The sequence below is a fragment of the Caulobacter sp. 05L422 genome, from assembly GCF_056397765.1.
On sequence record NZ_JBFTOB010000029.1, the window covers coordinates 59454 to 76886 of the forward strand.

14 protein-coding genes and 1 pseudogene are annotated in these 17433 nt (G+C 68.2%); 8 read left to right on the forward strand and 7 right to left on the reverse strand.

Going from position 1 to position 17433, the window contains the following annotated elements; translation table 11 throughout:
* Positions 1-87 precede the first annotated feature (87 nt).
* The 3 genes and pseudogenes from AC1DMQ_RS23265 to AC1DMQ_RS23275 form a co-directional block, all read left to right on the forward strand.
* On the forward strand, positions 88-1587 hold the full coding sequence (locus AC1DMQ_RS23265; protein ID WP_477035910.1) for a tryptophan halogenase family protein: 1500 nt from the start codon (positions 88-90) through the stop codon (positions 1585-1587).
* Between the two features lie 21 nt (positions 1588-1608).
* Complete coding sequence (locus AC1DMQ_RS23270; protein ID WP_477035911.1) at positions 1609-2829, forward strand: winged helix-turn-helix domain-containing protein; 1221 nt, start codon at positions 1609-1611, stop codon at positions 2827-2829.
* 107 nt (positions 2830-2936) lie between these two features.
* Positions 2937-4487, forward strand: a pseudogene (locus AC1DMQ_RS23275) (DEAD/DEAH box helicase); the annotation flags it as partial.
* A 399-nt stretch (positions 4488-4886) separates the two neighbouring features.
* Here the strand turns inward: AC1DMQ_RS23275 and AC1DMQ_RS23280 are convergent.
* Together AC1DMQ_RS23280 and AC1DMQ_RS23285 are read right to left on the reverse strand one after the other, a co-directional pair.
* Entirely contained in the window at positions 4887-6059 is a 1173-nt protein-coding gene (locus AC1DMQ_RS23280; protein WP_477035912.1) for a glycosyltransferase family 61 protein, read from the reverse strand.
* Positions 6060-6086: 27 nt separating this feature from the next.
* On the reverse strand, positions 6087-7556 hold the full coding sequence (locus AC1DMQ_RS23285) for a coniferyl aldehyde dehydrogenase (RefSeq protein ID WP_477035913.1): 1470 nt from the start codon (positions 7554-7556) through the stop codon (positions 6087-6089).
* A gap of 176 nt (positions 7557-7732) precedes the next feature.
* On the opposite strand from AC1DMQ_RS23285, the gene AC1DMQ_RS23290 reads away from it, so the two are divergent.
* Entirely contained in the window at positions 7733-8794 is a 1062-nt protein-coding gene (locus AC1DMQ_RS23290; protein WP_477035914.1) for a GGDEF domain-containing protein, read from the forward strand.
* Between the two features lie 101 nt (positions 8795-8895).
* Complete coding sequence (locus AC1DMQ_RS23295) at positions 8896-9714, forward strand: enoyl-CoA hydratase/isomerase (protein ID WP_477035915.1); 819 nt, start codon at positions 8896-8898, stop codon at positions 9712-9714.
* A gap of 81 nt (positions 9715-9795) precedes the next feature.
* On the opposite strand, the gene AC1DMQ_RS23300 is transcribed toward AC1DMQ_RS23295, so the two are convergent.
* Together AC1DMQ_RS23300 and lipA are read right to left on the reverse strand one after the other, a co-directional pair.
* On the reverse strand, positions 9796-10248 hold the full coding sequence (locus AC1DMQ_RS23300; protein WP_477035916.1) for a type II toxin-antitoxin system RatA family toxin: 453 nt from the start codon (positions 10246-10248) through the stop codon (positions 9796-9798).
* Between the two features lie 5 nt (positions 10249-10253).
* Positions 10254-11246 carry a lipoyl synthase gene (gene lipA, locus AC1DMQ_RS23305; RefSeq protein WP_477035917.1) on the reverse strand — a complete coding sequence of 331 codons (993 nt, stop codon included), beginning with the start codon at positions 11244-11246 and terminating at the stop codon, positions 10254-10256.
* Between the two features lie 122 nt (positions 11247-11368).
* Between lipA and AC1DMQ_RS23310 the strand changes: the two genes are divergently transcribed.
* From AC1DMQ_RS23310 to AC1DMQ_RS23320, 3 genes are all read left to right on the forward strand, one after another.
* Complete coding sequence (locus AC1DMQ_RS23310; RefSeq protein ID WP_477035918.1) at positions 11369-12385, forward strand: alpha/beta fold hydrolase; 1017 nt, start codon at positions 11369-11371, stop codon at positions 12383-12385.
* A gap of 143 nt (positions 12386-12528) precedes the next feature.
* Positions 12529-14082 (forward strand): AMP-binding protein, encoded by a 1554-nt coding sequence (locus tag AC1DMQ_RS23315; protein WP_477035919.1) that lies wholly within the window; start codon positions 12529-12531, stop codon positions 14080-14082.
* Positions 14083-14206: 124 nt separating this feature from the next.
* Positions 14207-14602 (forward strand): DoxX family protein, encoded by a 396-nt coding sequence (locus tag AC1DMQ_RS23320; protein ID WP_477035920.1) that lies wholly within the window; start codon positions 14207-14209, stop codon positions 14600-14602.
* Between the two features lie 75 nt (positions 14603-14677).
* Here AC1DMQ_RS23320 and lpdA read toward each other — a convergent pair whose 3' ends face one another.
* The 3 genes from lpdA to AC1DMQ_RS23335 all read right to left on the reverse strand — a co-directional run.
* A complete protein-coding gene (gene lpdA / locus AC1DMQ_RS23325) occupies positions 14678-16078 on the reverse strand; it encodes a dihydrolipoyl dehydrogenase (protein WP_477035921.1) in 1401 nt (466 codons plus the stop codon).
* Positions 16079-16160: 82 nt separating this feature from the next.
* The gene (locus tag AC1DMQ_RS23330) at positions 16161-16637 is read right to left on the reverse strand and encodes a glutathione peroxidase (RefSeq protein ID WP_477035922.1); all 477 of its coding nucleotides are present in this window, start codon (positions 16635-16637) and stop codon (positions 16161-16163) included.
* A gap of 15 nt (positions 16638-16652) precedes the next feature.
* Positions 16653-17433: 2-oxo acid dehydrogenase subunit E2 (locus AC1DMQ_RS23335; RefSeq protein ID WP_477035923.1), on the reverse strand; the 781-nt coding region annotated here is incomplete at its 5' end.

Sequence of the window (17433 nt, forward strand, 5' to 3'; positions counted from 1 at the left end):
GCTCCGTCCGGCGGGGATTTTCTTTCAGGGATAGATGCATTGGGGACTCTTCCAAAGAGAGGGGCCTGGAATGGAAGAGACGCAGGGATGAGCGACAACAGGATCAAGTCCGTGGTCGTGGTCGGCGGCGGCACGGCGGGCTGGATGAGCGCGGCCCTGCTGGCCCGGGCCATGGGCGACACAGTCAATATCCGCCTGGTGGAGTCCGAGGAGATCGGAACCGTCGGTGTGGGCGAGGCGACGATCCCCCAGATCCGCAACTTCAACGCCTTCCTGGGCCTGGACGAGAACGCCTTCCTCGCGGCCACCCAGGGCACGATCAAGCTGGGCATCGAGTTCGTCGACTGGCGCTCGCCCGGCCAATCCTACATCCACGCCTTCGGAGAGATCGGACGCCCGCTGGGCGCCGTACCATTCCACCACTATTGGCTGGCGGGCCGACAGCAGGGCGACGACCATTCGCTGTGGGACTATTCGCTGAACGCCCGGGCCGCCTTCGCCGGACGCTTCGACCGCGCGGTCCGCAAAGCCGGCGGCCCGCCCGAGCCCCTGACCTACGCCTTCCAGTTCGACGCCGCCCTCTATGCCCGCTTTCTGCGCGCCCACGCCGAACGCCTGGGCGTGGTCCGCACCGAGGGCAAGATCCTGGACACGACGCTGCGCGAGCCCGACGGCTTCGTGCGCTCGGTGACCCTGGAGAGCGGCGAGGTCGTCGAGGGCGACTTCTTCATCGACTGCTCGGGTTTTCATGGGGTGTTGATCGAACAGGCGCTGAAGACCGGCTACGAGGACTGGTCCGACCTGCTGCCCTGCGACCGCGCCATCGCCGTGCCCACCGCCAATGTCGGACCGCCCCGCTCCTACACCCAGGCCATCGCCCGTCCCGCCGGTTGGCAGTGGCGCATTCCGCTGCAGCACCGCACCGGCAACGGCTATGTATTCTGCAGCCGCTTCGTCGGCGAGGACGAGGCCGTCGCCCAACTGCTGGCCAACCTGGAAGGCCAGCCGCTGGCCGAGCCTCGGACGCTGAAATTCGTCACAGGCCGCCGCAAGCGGTTCTGGAACAGGAACGTCCTGGCCCTGGGCCTGGCCAGCGGCTTCATGGAGCCGCTGGAGTCGACCAGCATCCACCTGATCCAGTCCGGCCTGTCGCGCCTGCTGAACCTGTTCCCGGACAAGGGCTTCGCCCAGCGCGACATCGATGAGTACAACCGCCAGACGGGCCTCGAATACGAGCGTATCCGCGACTTCCTGGTGCTGCACTATTGGGCCAACCAACGCACGGAGCCGTTCTGGAAGGCCTGTCGCGAGATGGCCGTCCCCGCCGAACTAACCCGCAAGGTCGAGCTTTTCCGCACCCATGGCCGGCTGTTCCGCGATCCCGACGACCTGTTCCTCGAGGCCAGCTGGCTTCAGGTGCTGGAGGGCCAGGGCGTGTCGCCGGAAAACCATCACCCGATGACCGGCCAACTCACAGACGACCAGCTTCGCGGCTTCCTGGCCGATCTTCGCAAGATCGCCGCCGACGACGCGGCCGCTCTGCCCGCCCATGGTGACTTCATCCGTCAGCAGTGCGCGGCCCGGTAGCTTGTCACCGGACGCGCGGCCATGCTCACTCGGTCCATGGTCGAAACCCTGTCGCACAAGCAAGCCCGTCGCATCGCCCTGGCCGCCCAGGGGTTCGCCGATAGCCGCCCCGAGAAACCGACCCGCCGGCATCTGACCGCCGCGATCGAGCGACTGGCCCTGCTGCAGATCGACAGCGTCAACGTCGTCTCGCGCTCGCACTACCTGCCGCTGTTCTCGCGTCTGGGCGCCTATCCACGCCCCCTTCTGGAAGACCTGGCCTGGGGCAAGAAGCCGACGCTGTTCGAATACTGGGGGCACGAGGCCTCGCTGATGCCGCTGGACCTGCAGCCGCTGCTGCGATGGCGGATGGACGATGCGCGCCAGGGCGTCGGCGTGTGGAAGGGCGTCGCCAGGTTCCTGGCCGAGCACCGGCCGTTCATCGACAAGGCGCTGGCGGCCATCCACGAGCGCGGCCCGCTGTCGGCCGGCGAACTGGAGTTGGGCGAGCGTGGCCAGGGCGGCTGGTGGGGCTGGAGCGAGGCCAAGCGAGCGACCGAATGCCTGTTCTGGGCGGGAGAGCTGACCACGGCCACCCGGCGCGGGACGTTCGAACGCGTCTACGGGCTGCCGGAAGAGGTGCTGCCCAAGGCGATCTGGTCGGCGCCGACGCCTTCGCGCGCCGAGGCGCATCGCGTGCTGCTGCGCCGCGCGGCCCGGGCCATGGGCGTGGCCACCGAGCGCGACCTGCGCGACTATTTCCGCATGGCCCTCGCCGACGCCCGACGCGGCGTCGCCGAGCTGGTCGAGATCGGCGACCTGGTCCCGGTCGAGGTGGAGGGCTGGGGCCAGCCGGCCTATCTGGCGCCCGACGTCCGCAGGCCGCGCAAGATCACCGCCAACGCCCTGCTCTCCCCGTTCGACAACCTGATCTGGTTCCGCGAACGGGCCGAGCGCCTGTTCGACGTCCGTATACGGTTGGAAATATACACCCCCGCCCACAAGCGCACCCACGGCTACTACGTGCTGCCCTTCCTGCAGGGCGAGGCGATCACCGCTCGTGTCGATCTCAAGGCGGATCGCAAGGCGGGCCTGCTGCGGGTTCTCTCCGCCCATCGTGAGCTGGGCGCCAACGCCGCGACGCCCGCCGCCCTGGCGACAGAACTGCGGCTCATGGCCGCGTGGCTGGGCCTTGCGGGCGTTGCGGTTGCGGCCGGCGGCGACCTCAGCTCCGCGCTGGCGGCCGAAATCGCCAACGATTGACTTTGGCTGACCAAAGCCTATTTATCCCCACCTTCGGAGCAGGTCAGGCGAATCCGCGCCACCCGTTCGCCCAAATACGGGTGGCTCTGAATTTCAGCCAGAATGACATGACAGAATTTTCCGAACTCGGGCTTTCGCCCACGACCCTCCAGGCGGTCGCCGACACCGGCTATACCACGGCCACCCCCATCCAGGCCGCCGCCATCCCGGTGGCCCTGGCCGGCCAGGACGTCCTGGGCATCGCCCAGACGGGCACCGGCAAGACCGCCGCCTTCACCCTTCCCCTGATCGACAAGCTGATGACGGGCCGCGCCAAGGCCCGCATGCCGCGCGCCCTGGTCATCGCCCCGACCCGCGAACTGGCCGACCAGGTCGCCTCCAGCTTCGAGAAGTACGCCAAGGGCACCAAGCTCTCCTGGGCGCTGCTGATCGGCGGCGTGTCGTTCGGCGACCAGGAAAAGAAGCTTGATCGCGGCGTCGACGTGCTGATCGCCACGCCCGGCCGCTTGCTGGATCACTTCGAGCGCGGCAAGCTGCTGATGACCGGCGTGCAGTTCCTGGTCGTCGACGAAGCCGACCGTATGCTGGACATGGGCTTCATCCCGGACATCGAGCGCATCTTCAAGATGACGCCGCCCAAGAAGCAGACCCTGTTCTTCTCGGCGACCATGCCGCCGGAAATCACCCGCCTGACCAAGCAGTTCCTCAAGGATCCCGTGCGGATCGAGGCGGCGCGGCCGGCGACGACCAACGAGAACATCACCCAGCTGATGGTCAAGGTGCCGTCGTCCGATCCCAAGGCCAAGCGCCTGGCGCTGCGGGCCCTGATCGAGAAGGCCAAGATCGAGACCGGCATCGTGTTCTGCAACCGCAAGACCGAAGTCGATGTCGTCGCCAAGTCGCTGAAGAGCCACGGCTTCGACGCCGCCGCCATCCACGGCGACCTGGACCAGAGCCAGCGCATGAAGACCCTGGCGGCCTTCCGCGACGGTTCGCTGAAGATCCTGGTGGCCTCGGACGTCGCCGCGCGCGGCCTGGACATCCCGGCCGTCAGTCACGTGTTCAACTACGACGTCCCGCACCACGCCGACGACTACGTCCACCGCATCGGCCGCACCGGCCGGGCCGGGCGTTCGGGCATCACCTACATGCTGGTGACCCCTGCCGACGACAAGGGCTTCGACAAGGTGGTCAAGCTGATCGGCTCGACCCCGGACGAAGAGAAGCTGGACCTCGATTACTCCAACGCCGTGACCGTGCGTCGCGAAGGCGACAGCAAGCGTGGCGGCGGCCGTGACCGCGACCGCTCGCCCCGTGGCGGCGAACGCGGCCGCGATCGCGATCGTGATCGCAACCGCGCCCCGACCGAGCCGTCGGCCGTCGCCGCCGCCAACCTCGAAGCCGCCATCGCCGGCGAGCCGATCCCGTCGGCTCCGGGCGAAGCCCTGGTGGAAAAGCGCCCTGCCCGTTCGCGCAAGCCGCGCGGCGAGAAGGCCGCCGTCGCGGCTGTCGAAGCTGAAGTCCCGGCCGCCGCCGAAGCGGCCCCGGCCGCCGAGCGCGGTCGCCGCGACCGTGGCGGCTCCTCGCGCGATCGCGGCCGCCAGCCGCGCGTCGAGCAGGACGCCGTCGCCGAGCAACCCGCCGTCGAGGCCGCCCCGATCGCCGAGCGCGCCCCGCGTCCGGAACGCGCCCCTGAACGCACCGAAGGCGAGCGTCCGGCCCGTCGCGAGCGCGGCCGTGATCGCGACCGTCGTCCCGAGCGGAGCGAACAGCCCCGCGCCGAAGCCGAGCGCTCCTCCCGTCCCGAACGCGCCCCCGAGCGCGTCGAAGCCGAACGGCCCTCGCGCGCCAATGCTCCGCTGCCGGTGCGCGGCGTCCAGCCGATCCGCGGCCGCGAAGACGACGATGATCGCCGCGTGGTGGGTTTCGGCAACGAGACCCCGGCCTTCCTTATGCGCGCCCCGCCGCGCCTGGCTCCGGCCAGCGACAGCGAAGACTAGAAACACCGAAACGCCGCGCCCCAGGGCGCGGCGTTCTCGTTTCCGCCGACCTGATCGCTAGAGCGCGGCGTCGACGAAGGTCAGGAAGTCGTCCAGCGGCAGTTCGTAGCCGAAGCGGAAGCCTCGGCGAATACGGTGGCGCCAGCTCACGCGTCCGGGCGAAACGGGCGAGGCGCAGACATAGCCGCGCCACGCCGCGCCCGCCTGGCGGCTGGCGGCCCAAACCCACTGGCTCATGAAGTTCTCCGGCTGGATCTCGACGATCCGCGTGCCGGCCGGCGCGAACAAGGCGTTGGTCATGGCCGCGCCGGTCGGGCCGACCACGACGTCCGCTTCCTGCATCATCTGGATCTGCGAAGCCGCGCTCAGCCGCTCGGGCTTGACGATCTCGAAGCCCCTCGCCCGCAGCGCCCGCTCCAGCGCCGCTTCGTTGATCATCACCCGCATCGAATGGCCGCGCCGCGAGAAGTAGAGGCGGCGGCCGCGAGTTCGGGGCGGCGGCGTCGCCGCCAGGATCCGCGCCCGGGTCCGGGCCAGCAGGTCGCCCGGGCCGTGCAAGTAGTGATCCATGCTGGTGGCGTGGACCGCCGCGCCGATCCGCACCACGGTGTCTTTCACCTCACGCACCGGCGTGCTGGTCACCATGGCGATCAGGTCGCGCTGCCAGGCCTTCAGGCCCGGCGCGATCGGTGGAAAACGCTCCAGCAGGCCCTGCTCGTCGAGCGCCACCAGGGACGGCAGGCAATCGAGCACGAAATGCCCGTAGTTGAAGGTCCCGCCCCAGGCCAGGAACACCGCCGCCCGCTCCAGCACGGGCGCCGTGTCGGGAATGGCCAGATGGGTGACACCGTCCCGGAACTCACCCCCAGGCAGACCCGACAGATCAGGCCAGCGCTCCATGGCTTCACGGGCCGAAGCCCTCAGCACGGTCCCCTCCTCGGAAAGGATCGCGCCGAAACCCGGCAGGTGGACCACGTTCCGGGTCAGGCACAGGCTGACCGGCCGAGCGGCGGGCGGCCGGTTGGGGTCGAAGGGCCAGGCGTCCAACGCCGGGCCGCGGAGTTCGACCGCCGCGGTGATCACCCCGTCGCGTTCCGGCAACTCGAACCGTGCGGGAGGCCCCGACGCGGCCGTCGCCGCCGCGAACGCCTCGGCGTCCACGGCGGGCAGGACGTCAGCCTCGTCAATGATCCGGAGCGGCGTGGCCTGGCGCATCCGGCTTTCGAGCACGGGAATCGCCGCGAGGCAATCAGCCGCTCAGCGTTTGATCTGCCCCGTCAGATACTTGCGGATCGCCGCCCCGTAGGGCGGACGCAAGGCCAGCATCGGCGCGATGTCCTTTTTCAACTGCTGGAACACCGCCTTCTTGTGGCTGAACTCCAGGAAGCCGTCGCGACCGTGGTAGCTGCCCATGCCGGCCGGCCCGACGCCGCCGAACGGCAGGTCCTCCTGGGCGACGTGGAAGATCACGTCGTTGACCGTCACCCCGCCGCTGGTCGTGCGGTCCAGCACCATGTCGCGCTCGGCCGTGTCGGTCCCGAACCAATAGAGCCCCAAAGGCCGGTCGCGGCCGTTGATGTAGTCCACCGCCTCTTCGACCTTGCCGTAGGTCTTGACCGGCAGCACGGGCCCGAAGATCTCATCCTGCATCACTGTCATGTCGTCGGTGGGGTTGAGGATCAGGGTCGGGGCGATCTTGCGATGCTCCTGCTGGCTGAGATCCTCGCCGGCCGGATTGATCTCGACGATGGTCGCGCCCTTGGCCCGGGCGTCGTCCACATGGCCCTTGATCCGGTCGTAGTGACGCTGGGCGACGACGGCGGTGTAGTCGGGATTGTCCTTGAGCGTCGGGAACGTCCGCGCCACGGCGGCCTTGGCCTCGGCCACGAAACTGTCGATCTGGTCGGCCGGGGCCAGCACATAGTCGGGCGCCAGGCAGATCTGGCCGGCGTTGAGCGTCTTGCCGTTCATGATCCGCGCCGCGGCCGTGGCCATGTCGGCGCCGCGCGACAGGATCACTGGACTCTTGCCGCCCAACTCCAGGGTCACCGGAACCAGGTTCTCGGCCGCCGCCCGCATCACGTGCCGCGCCACCGACGTCGCGCCGGTGAAGACCAGGTGGTCGAACGGCAGGCTGGTGAAGGCCTGGCCGACCTCGGGCCCGCCGGTGATCACCGCGATCTCCTCCTCGGAGAACACCTTGGCGAACATCGTCTTCATCAGCTCGGAGGTGAGCGGCGTGAATTCGGAGGGCTTGATCATCGCCCGATTGCCGGCCGCCAGCACCCCGGCCAGCGGCGCGAAGGTCAGGTTGACCGGGAAATTCCAGGGACTGATCACCCCGACCACGCCCTTGGGTTGGTACTGGACCTCGGCCTTGGCCCCGAACAGCCCCAGGATCGCCGGCGTGGTCTTGCGCTTCTCCGGGCGCATCCACTTGGCGAGGTTTTCCTTGGCGTATTTCAGCGGTCCGATCGAACCGGCGATGTCGGTCAGGCCCGTGGCGTCCTTCGAACGCGCGCCGAAATCGGCGTTCAGGGCGTCGGCGATCTCGGCCTGGTGGTCGACCAGCAGGCCGATGCAGCGATCCAGCCAATCGATGCGACGTTCGGCCGTCGGGGCGCCTTGTCGCAGGTGCGCGGCCTTCTGCGCTTCCAGGATTCGCAGGAGCGAAGCCTTGGAGGATTCCGGGGAGGATTCCAGGTTGAGATTGGCGGGGGCATTCACGGTCAAGTTCCTCCCAGCGGCCTACAGGCTCATCTTATCGCTGTTCACAATGCTTGCGGTGGAGGGAACACGCAAGTGAACGTCGTTCGTTCTTAACGGCTCGTTTGAACTCTTCGGCCTAGATTGAAGCTCCAAGCGAGCATCCGGGGCGATGCGACGCTGTTGGGGGACTTAAGATGTCGGACGTCGAGACCACGCTGCGCGGCCCTGAGGCCTACAAGATCGCCGGCCGCGCCCTGAGCCTGATGGAACGCCATCAGGTGTGGCCGACCGCGCTGAACTTCGAGCTGTGGACCCACTTCGTCGCCGATCCCGACGGCGCCCTGGCCCGTGAACTCACCCGCCTGATCTCGCTGGGCGAGCCGCTGACCGAGCTGCTCAGCGAAGAACTGGCCGCGACCTACCTGCCCAAGGCCAAGCTGAACGAACAGATCCGCGACGCCGGCGACCTGCTGAGCAAGGAACTGGAGTCGGTCTCCAAGGCCATCCAGGACGCCCAGAAGAGCAACGCCGCCTACGGCAAGACCCTGAATGGCGCGGTCAAGGACCTCGACGCCTCGCAGGACGTCGGCAAGCTGAAGGCCGTCGTCACCGGACTGGCCGACGCCACGCGCCGCGTCCAAAAGGAAAACAAGTCGCTGGAGACCCGCCTGGCGGAATCCACCGCCGAGGTCGATCGTCTGCGCGAGCACCTGGAACAGGTCCGCCGCGACGCCACCACCGACGGCCTGACCAACCTGGCCAACCGCAAGGCCTTCGACGAAGAGCTCGACCGCGCCTGCAGCGAGGCCGACGAAGCCGGCACCACCATCTGCCTGGCCGTGCTCGACATCGACCACTTCAAGGGCTTCAACGACACCTGGGGCCACCAGACGGGCGACCAGGTCATCCGCTACGTCGCCAGCGTCATCGGCCGCGTCGCCGCCCCACCCCGCTTCGCCGCCCGCTACGGCGGCGAGGAGTTCGCGATGATCTTCCCGCGGGAGTCGGCCGCCATCGTCGCCGGCACCCTCGAAGAAATCCGCGTCGAAGTGTCGTCGCGCATGCTCAAGCGCCGCTCGACCAACGAAGACCTGGGCGCGATCACCATCTCGTCGGGCTTCGCCGAGCGTCGTCCGGGCGAAACCGGCCACTCCGTCATGGAACGGGCCGACGCGGCGCTCTACACCTCCAAGCGCGGCGGCCGCAACCGCGTCACCGCCGCCGAGAGCAAGCCGGACTCGGCCAACGCGGCCTGACTTTGAGAGCCCAAAACGGGGCGTCTCAGATTTTTCTGGTCTTCCCCAAGGTTAGTCGCGCCTAGACTCAGGGTGCAGCGACAACGCCTTGGGAGGACGTCATGACCTACGAGAAGATCCGGCTCGAGGCCGCCGACGGTCTGGCCGTCATCACCCTCGCCGACCCAGCCACCCTCAACGCCGCTAGCCTGGAAATGGCCCGCGAACTGGCCCACGCCTTCGGCTCCGTGGCTGCCAATAAGATCGAGGGCGGCAAGGTCGAGGCGCGCGCCGTGATCCTGACGGGCGAAGGCCGCGGCTTCTGTTCGGGGGCCAATCTGTCGGGCGGCGGCGCGGCCGGGCGAGAGGCCGATGTCGACGGCAAGCCGGACGCCGGCTCGGCCCTGGAAAGCACCTACAACCCGCTGGTCAGCCTGCTGCGCGACTTCCCCCTGCCGATCGTCACCGCGATCAATGGACCGGCCGCCGGCGTCGGCTGCTCGATCGCCCTGCTGGGCGACATCGTCGTGGCCGCCGAGAGCGCCTATTTCCTGCAGGCCTTCCGCCGCATCGGCCTGGTGCCCGACGGCGGCTCGACCTACCTGCTGCCCCGTCTGGTCGGCAAGGCGCGGGCCATGGAGATGATGCTGCTGGGCGACAAGATCCCGGCCGCCACGGCGCTGTCGTGGGGCCTGATCAATCGCTGCGTGCCCGACGCCGAACTGATGGCCACGGCCACCACCATCGCCAGGGAACTGGCCGCCGGCCCCGCCGCCCTGTCGGCGATCCGCAAGCTTGTCTGGAACAGTCTCGACGCCGATTGGGTTGGACAACTTCACGCCGAACGTCACGCCCAGAAGGCCGCCGGCAAGACCGAGGACTTCATCGAGGGCGTCAGCGCCTTTCTCCAGAAGCGCCCGGCGGCATTTAAAGGACGGTGATGGGGACATGCCCTCGCGGCGTGTCCCCATCGGCAAACACCGCGCTCGAATGGGGACACGCCGCGAGGGCATGTCCCCGACTTACGCCTTAGGCCCGTAGATCGCCCGGGCGCGGTCCTCGAAACAGCCGATCAGCGTGTTGGCCGCCCGGTCCAGATTGGCGGCCAGCATGGCGTCGAGGATCTTCGACTTGAACGCGAAGTCGATGACGAATTCCACAGTGGTTCCAGCCTCATGGGGCACGAAGCGCCACTGGTTCGAGAGCCGCTTGAACGGGCCGTACAGCAGGCTGACATCCACCGTCAGGGCCGACGCGTCGCGCCGAACCCGGGTGGCGAACTTCTCGCGCAGGAACGAGAACCCGACCTGGGCCTCGGCGTCCACGGTCGAGACCTGGGCGTCGGCGCGGCCGTTCCAGGTGCGCATGGCCGTGATCCACGGCACGAACTGCGGATAGGCCTCAACGTCCCCGACCAGCGTGAACAGCTGCTCGGGCGCATAGGGCAGCACCCGGGTGACGACGTGACGGTGCAAGCGCCTTAGCCCGCTTTCGCGTCCAGCGCCCGGCGCGCGGCCTGCAGCTTGGCGAAGTCCTCGCCGGCGTGGTGCGACGAGCGGGTCAGCGGGCTGGCCGAGACCATCAGGAAGCCCTTGGCCCGGGCGATGGCCTCATAGGCCTTGAACTCGTCCGGCGTCACGAAGCGGTCGATGGCGGCGTGCTTGCGGGTCGGCTGCAGGTACTGGCCGATGGTGATGAAGTCGACGCCGGCCGAACGCATGTCGTCCATCACCTGCATGACCTCCTCCTTGGTCTCGCCCAGGCCGACCATCAGGCCGGACTTGGTGAACTGGGAGGGATCGCGCTCCTTGACCCGCTCCAGCAGGCGCAGGGAGTGATAGTAGCGGGCGCCGGGGCGGATCTTCAGATAGAGCCGCGGCACGGTTTCCAGGTTGTGGTTGAAGACGTCCGGACGGGCGTCGATGACCACGTTCTCGGCCCGGTCCTTGCGCAGGAAGTCGGGCGTCAGGATCTCGATGGTCGTGCCCGGCGCGGCGGCGCGGATCGAGGTCACGACCTCGGCGAAGTGGCGGGCGCCGCCGTCGATCAGGTCATCGCGGTCGACCGAGGTGATGACCACGTGCTTGAGGCCCATCTTGGCGACGGCCTCGGCCACGCGGCGCGGCTCGTCGGCGTCCAGGGCGTTGGGCAAGCCGGTGGCGACATTGCAGAAGGCGCAGGCGCGGGTGCAGATCTCGCCCATGATCATCATGGTCGCGTGCTTCTGGCTCCAGCATTCGCCGATGTTCGGGCAGGCCGCTTCCTCGCAGACCGTGGTCAGCTTGTGCTCGCGCACGATGCTCTTGGTCTCGTTGTACTGACCCGAGCCGGGCGCGCGGACGCGCAGCCAGTCTGGCTTGCGCAGCACCGCCGTGTCGGGACGATTCTGCTTTTCGGGGTGGCGAACAGCCCTCTCTCCAGAAAGGGAGGCCTCGGGAGCGCGGGGGTTCAGCGTGTCGATCAGGGTGACCATAAAGGCCTAGATCGGCCTTCCTGGCCTCCAGATCAAGCTTGTGTTCTTGCATGTGACGCAAAGGCGCGAAATGAGTGCCTGGAATGCGTCGCCGTCTCCCTGTTGCAGCCTGGGCTTGCCTGTTGGCCTTGCCGCTCGTCTCCTGTGGCGACGAGGGCGCCCGCGCGCCTTTCGCCGAGAGCCGGACGCCCCCTTCCCTCGACGTGCGCTTCCAGCCGCCGGCGGGCTGGGCCTGGGGCTATGTGAAGGTCGGCGACGACCTGGTGCAGCGCTACGGCGTCTCCGCCCCCCAGGGCGCGCCTCGGGGTCAGATCCTGATCCTGCCGGCTTATGGCGAATCCGCCGAGGTTTGGTACGAGACCGCCCGTGATCTCAACGACAAGGGGTACGTCGTCTGGATTTTGGAGCGGCAGGGCCAGGGCGGGTCCGAACGGGCCACGCCTTGGCGCGACCTGGGCCACGCGACCAGCTTCGCCCCCGACGTCACGGCGACCAAGGCCATGGTCAAGGCGGTGATCCGGCCGAAGGGCTACGATCCCTTCGTGATCCTGGGGGCCGGCGATGGCGGCCTGGTCGCGCTGCGGGCCCTGGAGGAAGGGCTGCAGGCCGACACCGTCATCCTCTCCTCGCCCAATTTCGATCTCGCCGATCCGCCGCGCGCCAAGGGCGAGTTGATCCGCATCGCCCGCTGGGCCCGAGGCCTGAAGCTGGGCTTCTTGCGCTACCCAGGACAGGCCGGGTGGAAACGTGACGGACCGGACGGCTTCGGCGTCAGGCTCACCCAGGACCGGACGCGCGGGGCCGTGCAGCAGGCCTGGCAATTGGCCAATCCCGACCTGAGGATGGGCGCGCCCAGTCTGGCCTGGTACGCGGCCTTCTACGACGCCGTGGACGCGACCGGCCGCGACCTGAAGCGGGTGCGAGCCCCCGTCGTGATGCTGGACGCCGGCCAGGACGTCAAAGCCTTGCCGCGCCCCCAGAGCGCCGTCTGCGCCGCCCTGCCCCGCTGCGTCGAGACCCGCTACCCCACGGCGCGCCACGCCCTGCATCTGGAGACAGATTCGGTGCGCAGCCCGTGGCTGGACGCCATCGACCAGACCCTGCGCGCCCGCCGGACTTCTCCGCCCGCCAACCCTTGAACGACAAGGGCCCGAGCGCATTTTAGAAGGACCGGTGCGTTTCCGTGCGCGTAACGGGTGTTTGCAAAGCGACACGCCGTCGTTAGGGTCCCGCTTCAATTAGACGAGGGCGCGACATCGCGCTTCCGGGAGGTTTCGCCGGCATGCCGGTAGTTTTCAATGCGCAGGACGGCCAGAAGGCCATCTTCGACGCCCTGCTCGACGCCCGTGACAAGTACGGCGCCAAGAAGCTGATCCTCGAGGACCAGGATCGCAATCCGCTCAGCTATACCGACCTGGTGCGGGCGAGCTTCGCGCTCGGCCGCAAGATCGCGGCCATGACCAAGCCCGGCGAGCATGTCGGCGTGCTGTTGCCGTCCGGCTCGGGCGCCGTGGTGACCTTCTTCGCCCTGCACGCCTTCGGCCGCGTGCCGACCATGCTCAACTTCACGGCCGGCCTGCGCAACCTGCGCGCCGCCTGCGAACTGGCCGGGGTCAAGCGCGTGCTGACCGCGCACAAGTTCGTCGAACTGGGCAAGCTGCACGACATCGTCGACGCGCTCGAGGAGAAGGCGACGGTCACCTATCTGGAGGATGTGCGCGGCACGATCGGCATCGCCGACAAGCTGTTCGCCGCCGCCGCCGGCATCTTCCCGCGCCAGTTCCGCGCTTCGGCCAAGCCTTCGGACCCGGGCGTGGTGCTGTTCACCTCGGGCAGCTTCGGCGCGCCGCGCGGCGTGGTGCTGAGCCAGGCCAATCTGGTCTCCAACGCGATGCAGATCGCCGCCCACATCGAACTGGACCCGGCCTGGGTGTTCTTCAACCCGCTGCCAGTGTTCCACTGCTTTGGCCTGACAGGCGGGGTGATCCTGCCGCTGCTGACCGGCATGAAGGCGTTCCAGTATCCCTCGCCGCTGCACACCAAGCAGATCCCGTCGCTACTCAAGGACACCAAGGCCTCGGTGCTGCTGGCCACCGACACCTTCGTCAACCAGTACGCCCGGGCTTCGGAAAGCGACGAACTCAGCGGCCTGAAGTTCATCGTCTGCGGCGCTGAAAAGGTTCGGGAAGAGACCCATAACCTTATCCAGGAAAAGTTCGGCGACGTGCCGGTTCTGGAAGGCTACGGCGCCACCGAGGCCTCGCCGGTCATCGCGGTCAACAAGCCCGACGATAATCGCCGCGGCACGGTCGGCGGTCTGCTGCCGGGCCAGGAATGGAAGGTCGAGCCGGTCGAGGGCATCGCCGAGGGCGGCCGCCTGCTGGTGCGCGGCCCCAACATCATGTCGGGCTATCTGCGCGAGGACGGCGGCGTCGACGCTCCCGAGGGCGGCTGGCACGACACCGGCGACGTGGTCACCGTCACCGACGACCTGTGGATCACCATCAAGGGCCGGGTGAAACGCTTCGCCAAGATCGGCGGCGAGATGGTCTCCCTGACCGCCGCCGAGGACCTGGCCAGCGCCGTGTGGCCCGACGGCCGCCATGCCGTGATCTCGATGCCCGACAAGAAGAAGGGTGAGAAGCTGGTCCTGGTCACCGATCGCCAGGACGCCGCCGTGACCTCGCTGGTGGCCCACGCCCAGAGCATCGGCGCGCCGGAGCTGGCGGTGCCGCGCAAGATCCTCAAGGTCATGCAGGTGCCGGTCCTGGGCAGCGGCAAGACCGACTATGTCGCCATCCAGCGGATGGCCGACCAGGACGCCAAGGCCGCGTGATCTGGATTGGGGACATGCGCATGTCCCCGGCGGTTCCCCGGCCTGACCTTCAGTACAGTGTGCGTACCGGAGCGACAGTTTTGACCGTCGCGCGTTGTCGACAACACCAGAGGGGAAAACCGACATGGAACGACTGATCGTCTGGACGCCGCGCGTCCTCAGCCTGCTGCGGATCATCGCCGCCCTGCTCTTCATGGAGCACGGCCTGATGAAGGTGTTCCATTTCCCGGCTCCGCAGCCCGGCGCGCCGGATCCGCTGCCGCCCCTGCTGCTCGCCGCCGCCTGGCTGGAGATCGTCGGCGGCGCCTTGTTGGTGCTGGGCCTGTTCACCCGTCCCGTGGCCTTCGTCCTGTCGGGCCAGATGGCCGTGGCCTATTTCCTGGCTCACTTCTCGCAAGGCTTTTGGCCGGCCCTGAACGGCGGCGAGGCGGCGATCCTGTTCTGCTTCGTCTTCCTGTACCTGGCCTTCGCCGGACCGGGCGAATGGAGCGTCGACGCCCAGGTGCGCAAGCGGCCGTAAACGCTTGTAGAGGCCAAACAAAAAGGGCGGCGCTCCGATCGAGCGCCGCCCTTCTCTTTTGCCGCTAGGCCAGGCCTAGATGTGCAGGACGCGGCCGTAGGCGTCGAGCGCGGCTTCGTGCATGGCTTCCGACATGGTCGGGTGGGCGTAGACGATGCCGTGCAGGTCTTCCTCGGTGGCTTCCAGGGTGATCGCCGTAACGAAGCCCTGGATCATCTCGGTGACCTCGTGGCCGATCATGTGGGCGCCAATCAGGGCGCCGGTCTTGCCGTCGAACACCGTCTTGACGAAGCCTTCGATCTCGCCCGCCGCCACCGCCTTGCCGTTGACGCGGAACGGGAAGCGGCCGGCCTTGACGTCGATGCCCGCCGCCTTGGCCGCGGCTTCGGTCAGGCCCACCGAGGCGACCTGCGGGTTGGCGTAGGTGCAGCCCGGGATCGGCGAATTGACGGCCGGGGTCTTGTAGCCGGCGATGTGCTCGGCGGCGTGGATGCCCTCGTGGCTGGCCTTGTGGGCCAGCCAGGGCGGGCCGGCGGCGTCGCCGATGGCGTAGAGGCCGGGGACGTTGGTCTCGCCGTGCTTGCCGGTGACGACGTGGCCGCGATCCATGTTCAGGCCGATGGCGTCCAGGCCCTCGGTGTTCGGGGCGATGCCGACCGCGACGATGCAGACGGCGGCGGTCAGGGTCTCGGCCTTGCCGCCGACCTCGATGGCCACCGAGACGCCGTCCTTGGTCTTCTCGACCTTGGTCACCTTGGCGCCGATGCGGAAGGTGATGCCGCGCTTCTCGAAGGCCTTCTGGGCGGCCTTGGAGACCTCGGCGTCCTCGACCGGCATGATGCGGTCGACGGCCTCGACGACGGTCACTTCAGCGCCCAGGGCGCGGTAGAAGCTGGCGAACTCGATGCCGATGGCGCCCGAGCCGATGACGACCAGCGACTTGGGCATGGTCTTGGGGGCCAGGGCGTCGCGATAGGTCCAGATCTTGTCGCCGTCCGAGACCGCGCCGATGGCGGCGATCTCGCGGGCCCGGGCGCCGCTGGCCAGGATCACGCTCTTGGCCTGGATCGTGCGGCTGCCGCCGGCCTTCAGGGCCACGACGACCTTCGGCGAGGGGCTGCCCTTCTCGAGCTTGGCCTCGCCCTCGACGACCTCGATCTTGTGCTTCTTCATCAGGAAAGCGATGCCCGAGGACATGGTCTTGGCCACGCCGCGCGAGCGCTCGATGATCTTGCCGAAGTCGAACGAGGCCTTCTCGACCGACAGGCCGTAGCCGCCCAGGTGCGACAGCTGTTCGTAGATCTCGCCGGACTTCAGCAGCGCCTTGGTCGGGATGCAGCCCCAGTTGAGGCAGATGCCGCCCAGGTTTTCGCGCTCGATGATCGCCGTCTTCAGGCCCAACTGGCTGGCGCGGATCGCGGCCACATAACCGCCGGGGCCGGCCCCGATGACGACGACGTCGAATTCCGTGGACATGTCTTTCGTATCCTAGCTTTGACGCCATCGGAGGGAGCCGGTCAGCGTCGGTCGATCGGCCCAGGGCCGGTCCAGGAGTGAGTTACAGCAACGCCTCGACGGCGAGCTTGAGGTCTTCAGGCTTGGTGGTGGGCGCGAAACGTTCGACGACTTCGCCGTCGCGACCGATCAGGAACTTGGTGAAGTTCCACTTGATCGCCTCGGTGCCCAGCAGGCCCTTCTGCTCGTGCTTCAGGTAAGCGTAGAGCGGATGGGCCGAGGGGCCGTTGACGTCGATCTTGGCCAGGACCGGGAACGTCACGTCGTAGGTCAGCGAACAGAAGTTCGCGATCTCCTCGGCGTTCCCGGGCTCCTGGGCCCCGAACTGGTTGCAGGGGAAGGCCAGGACCGTGAAGCCCTTGTCCTTGTACTCACGGTACAGCGTCTCCAGCCCCTCGTACTGCGGGGTGAAGCCGCACTTGCTGGCCGTGTTGACGATCAGCAGCACCTGGCCGCGATAGTCGGCCAGGCTCGCGTCCTGGCCGCCCAGCGTCTTGGCGGAGTAGTCGTAGACCGACATCGCCCTGCCCTCCGCCTAGACCAACAGCGTCAGCGGCTCTTCGATCAGCGGCTTGAAGGCGGCCAGGAACTTGGCCCCGATGGCGCCGTCGACCACGCGGTGGTCGCAGGTCAGGGTGACGGTCATCACCGTGGCCACGGCCAGCTGGCCGTCCTTGACCACCGGGCGCTGCTCGCCTGCCCCGACGCTCATGATCGCGCCCTGCGGCTCGTTGATGATCGAAGCGAACTGCTTGATGCCGAACATGCCGAGGTTGGAGACCGAGAAGGTTCCGCCCTGGAATTCCTCGGGCTTCAGCTTCTTGGACTTGGCGCGGGCGGCCAGGTCCTTCACCTCGGCCGAGATCTGGGCCAAGCCCTTGGTCTCGGCGGCGCGGACGATCGGGGTGATCAGGCCGCCGTCGATGGCCACGGCCACGGCGATATCGGCGTGGTGGTGCATGGCGATGCCCTCGGGCGTGTAGGAGGCGTTGGCCTCCGGCACGCGCTTGAGCGCCACGGCGCAGGCCTTGATGATGATGTCGTTGACCGACACCTTCACGCCCTGGCCTTCGAGCAGGTGGTTGATCTTGGCGCGCGCGGCCAGCAGGGCGTCGATCTCCAGATCGATGACCAGCGGGAAGTGCGGCACGTCGCGGAAGCTGTCGGTCAGGCGGCGCGCGATGGTCTTGCGCATGCCGTCCAGCGGAACGAGATCGTAGGAGCCGGCGGGGATGCCCTGCTGCTCGAGCGACAGGTGGGCGCGGGGCGCGGCGGCGGCCGTCGAGCCGGCGGCGGGCGCCGAGGCCGGGGCGGCC

Coding starts and splice junctions, on each gene's coding strand:
- AC1DMQ_RS23265 (WP_477035910.1), top strand. CDS start 88: ATGAGCGACAACAGGATCAAGTCCGTGGTCGTGGTCGGCGGCGGCACG.
- AC1DMQ_RS23270 (WP_477035911.1), top strand. CDS start 1,609: ATGCTCACTCGGTCCATGGTCGAAACCCTGTCGCACAAGCAAGCCCGT.
- AC1DMQ_RS23290 (WP_477035914.1), top strand. CDS start 7,733: ATGTCGGACGTCGAGACCACGCTGCGCGGCCCTGAGGCCTACAAGATC.
- AC1DMQ_RS23295 (WP_477035915.1), top strand. CDS start 8,896: ATGACCTACGAGAAGATCCGGCTCGAGGCCGCCGACGGTCTGGCCGTC.
- lipA (WP_477035917.1), bottom strand. CDS start 11,246: ATGGTCACCCTGATCGACACGCTGAACCCCCGCGCTCCCGAGGCCTCC.
- AC1DMQ_RS23315 (WP_477035919.1), top strand. CDS start 12,529: ATGCCGGTAGTTTTCAATGCGCAGGACGGCCAGAAGGCCATCTTCGAC.
- AC1DMQ_RS23320 (WP_477035920.1), top strand. CDS start 14,207: ATGGAACGACTGATCGTCTGGACGCCGCGCGTCCTCAGCCTGCTGCGG.
- lpdA (WP_477035921.1), bottom strand. CDS start 16,078: ATGTCCACGGAATTCGACGTCGTCGTCATCGGGGCCGGCCCCGGCGGT.
- AC1DMQ_RS23330 (WP_477035922.1), bottom strand. CDS start 16,637: ATGTCGGTCTACGACTACTCCGCCAAGACGCTGGGCGGCCAGGACGCG.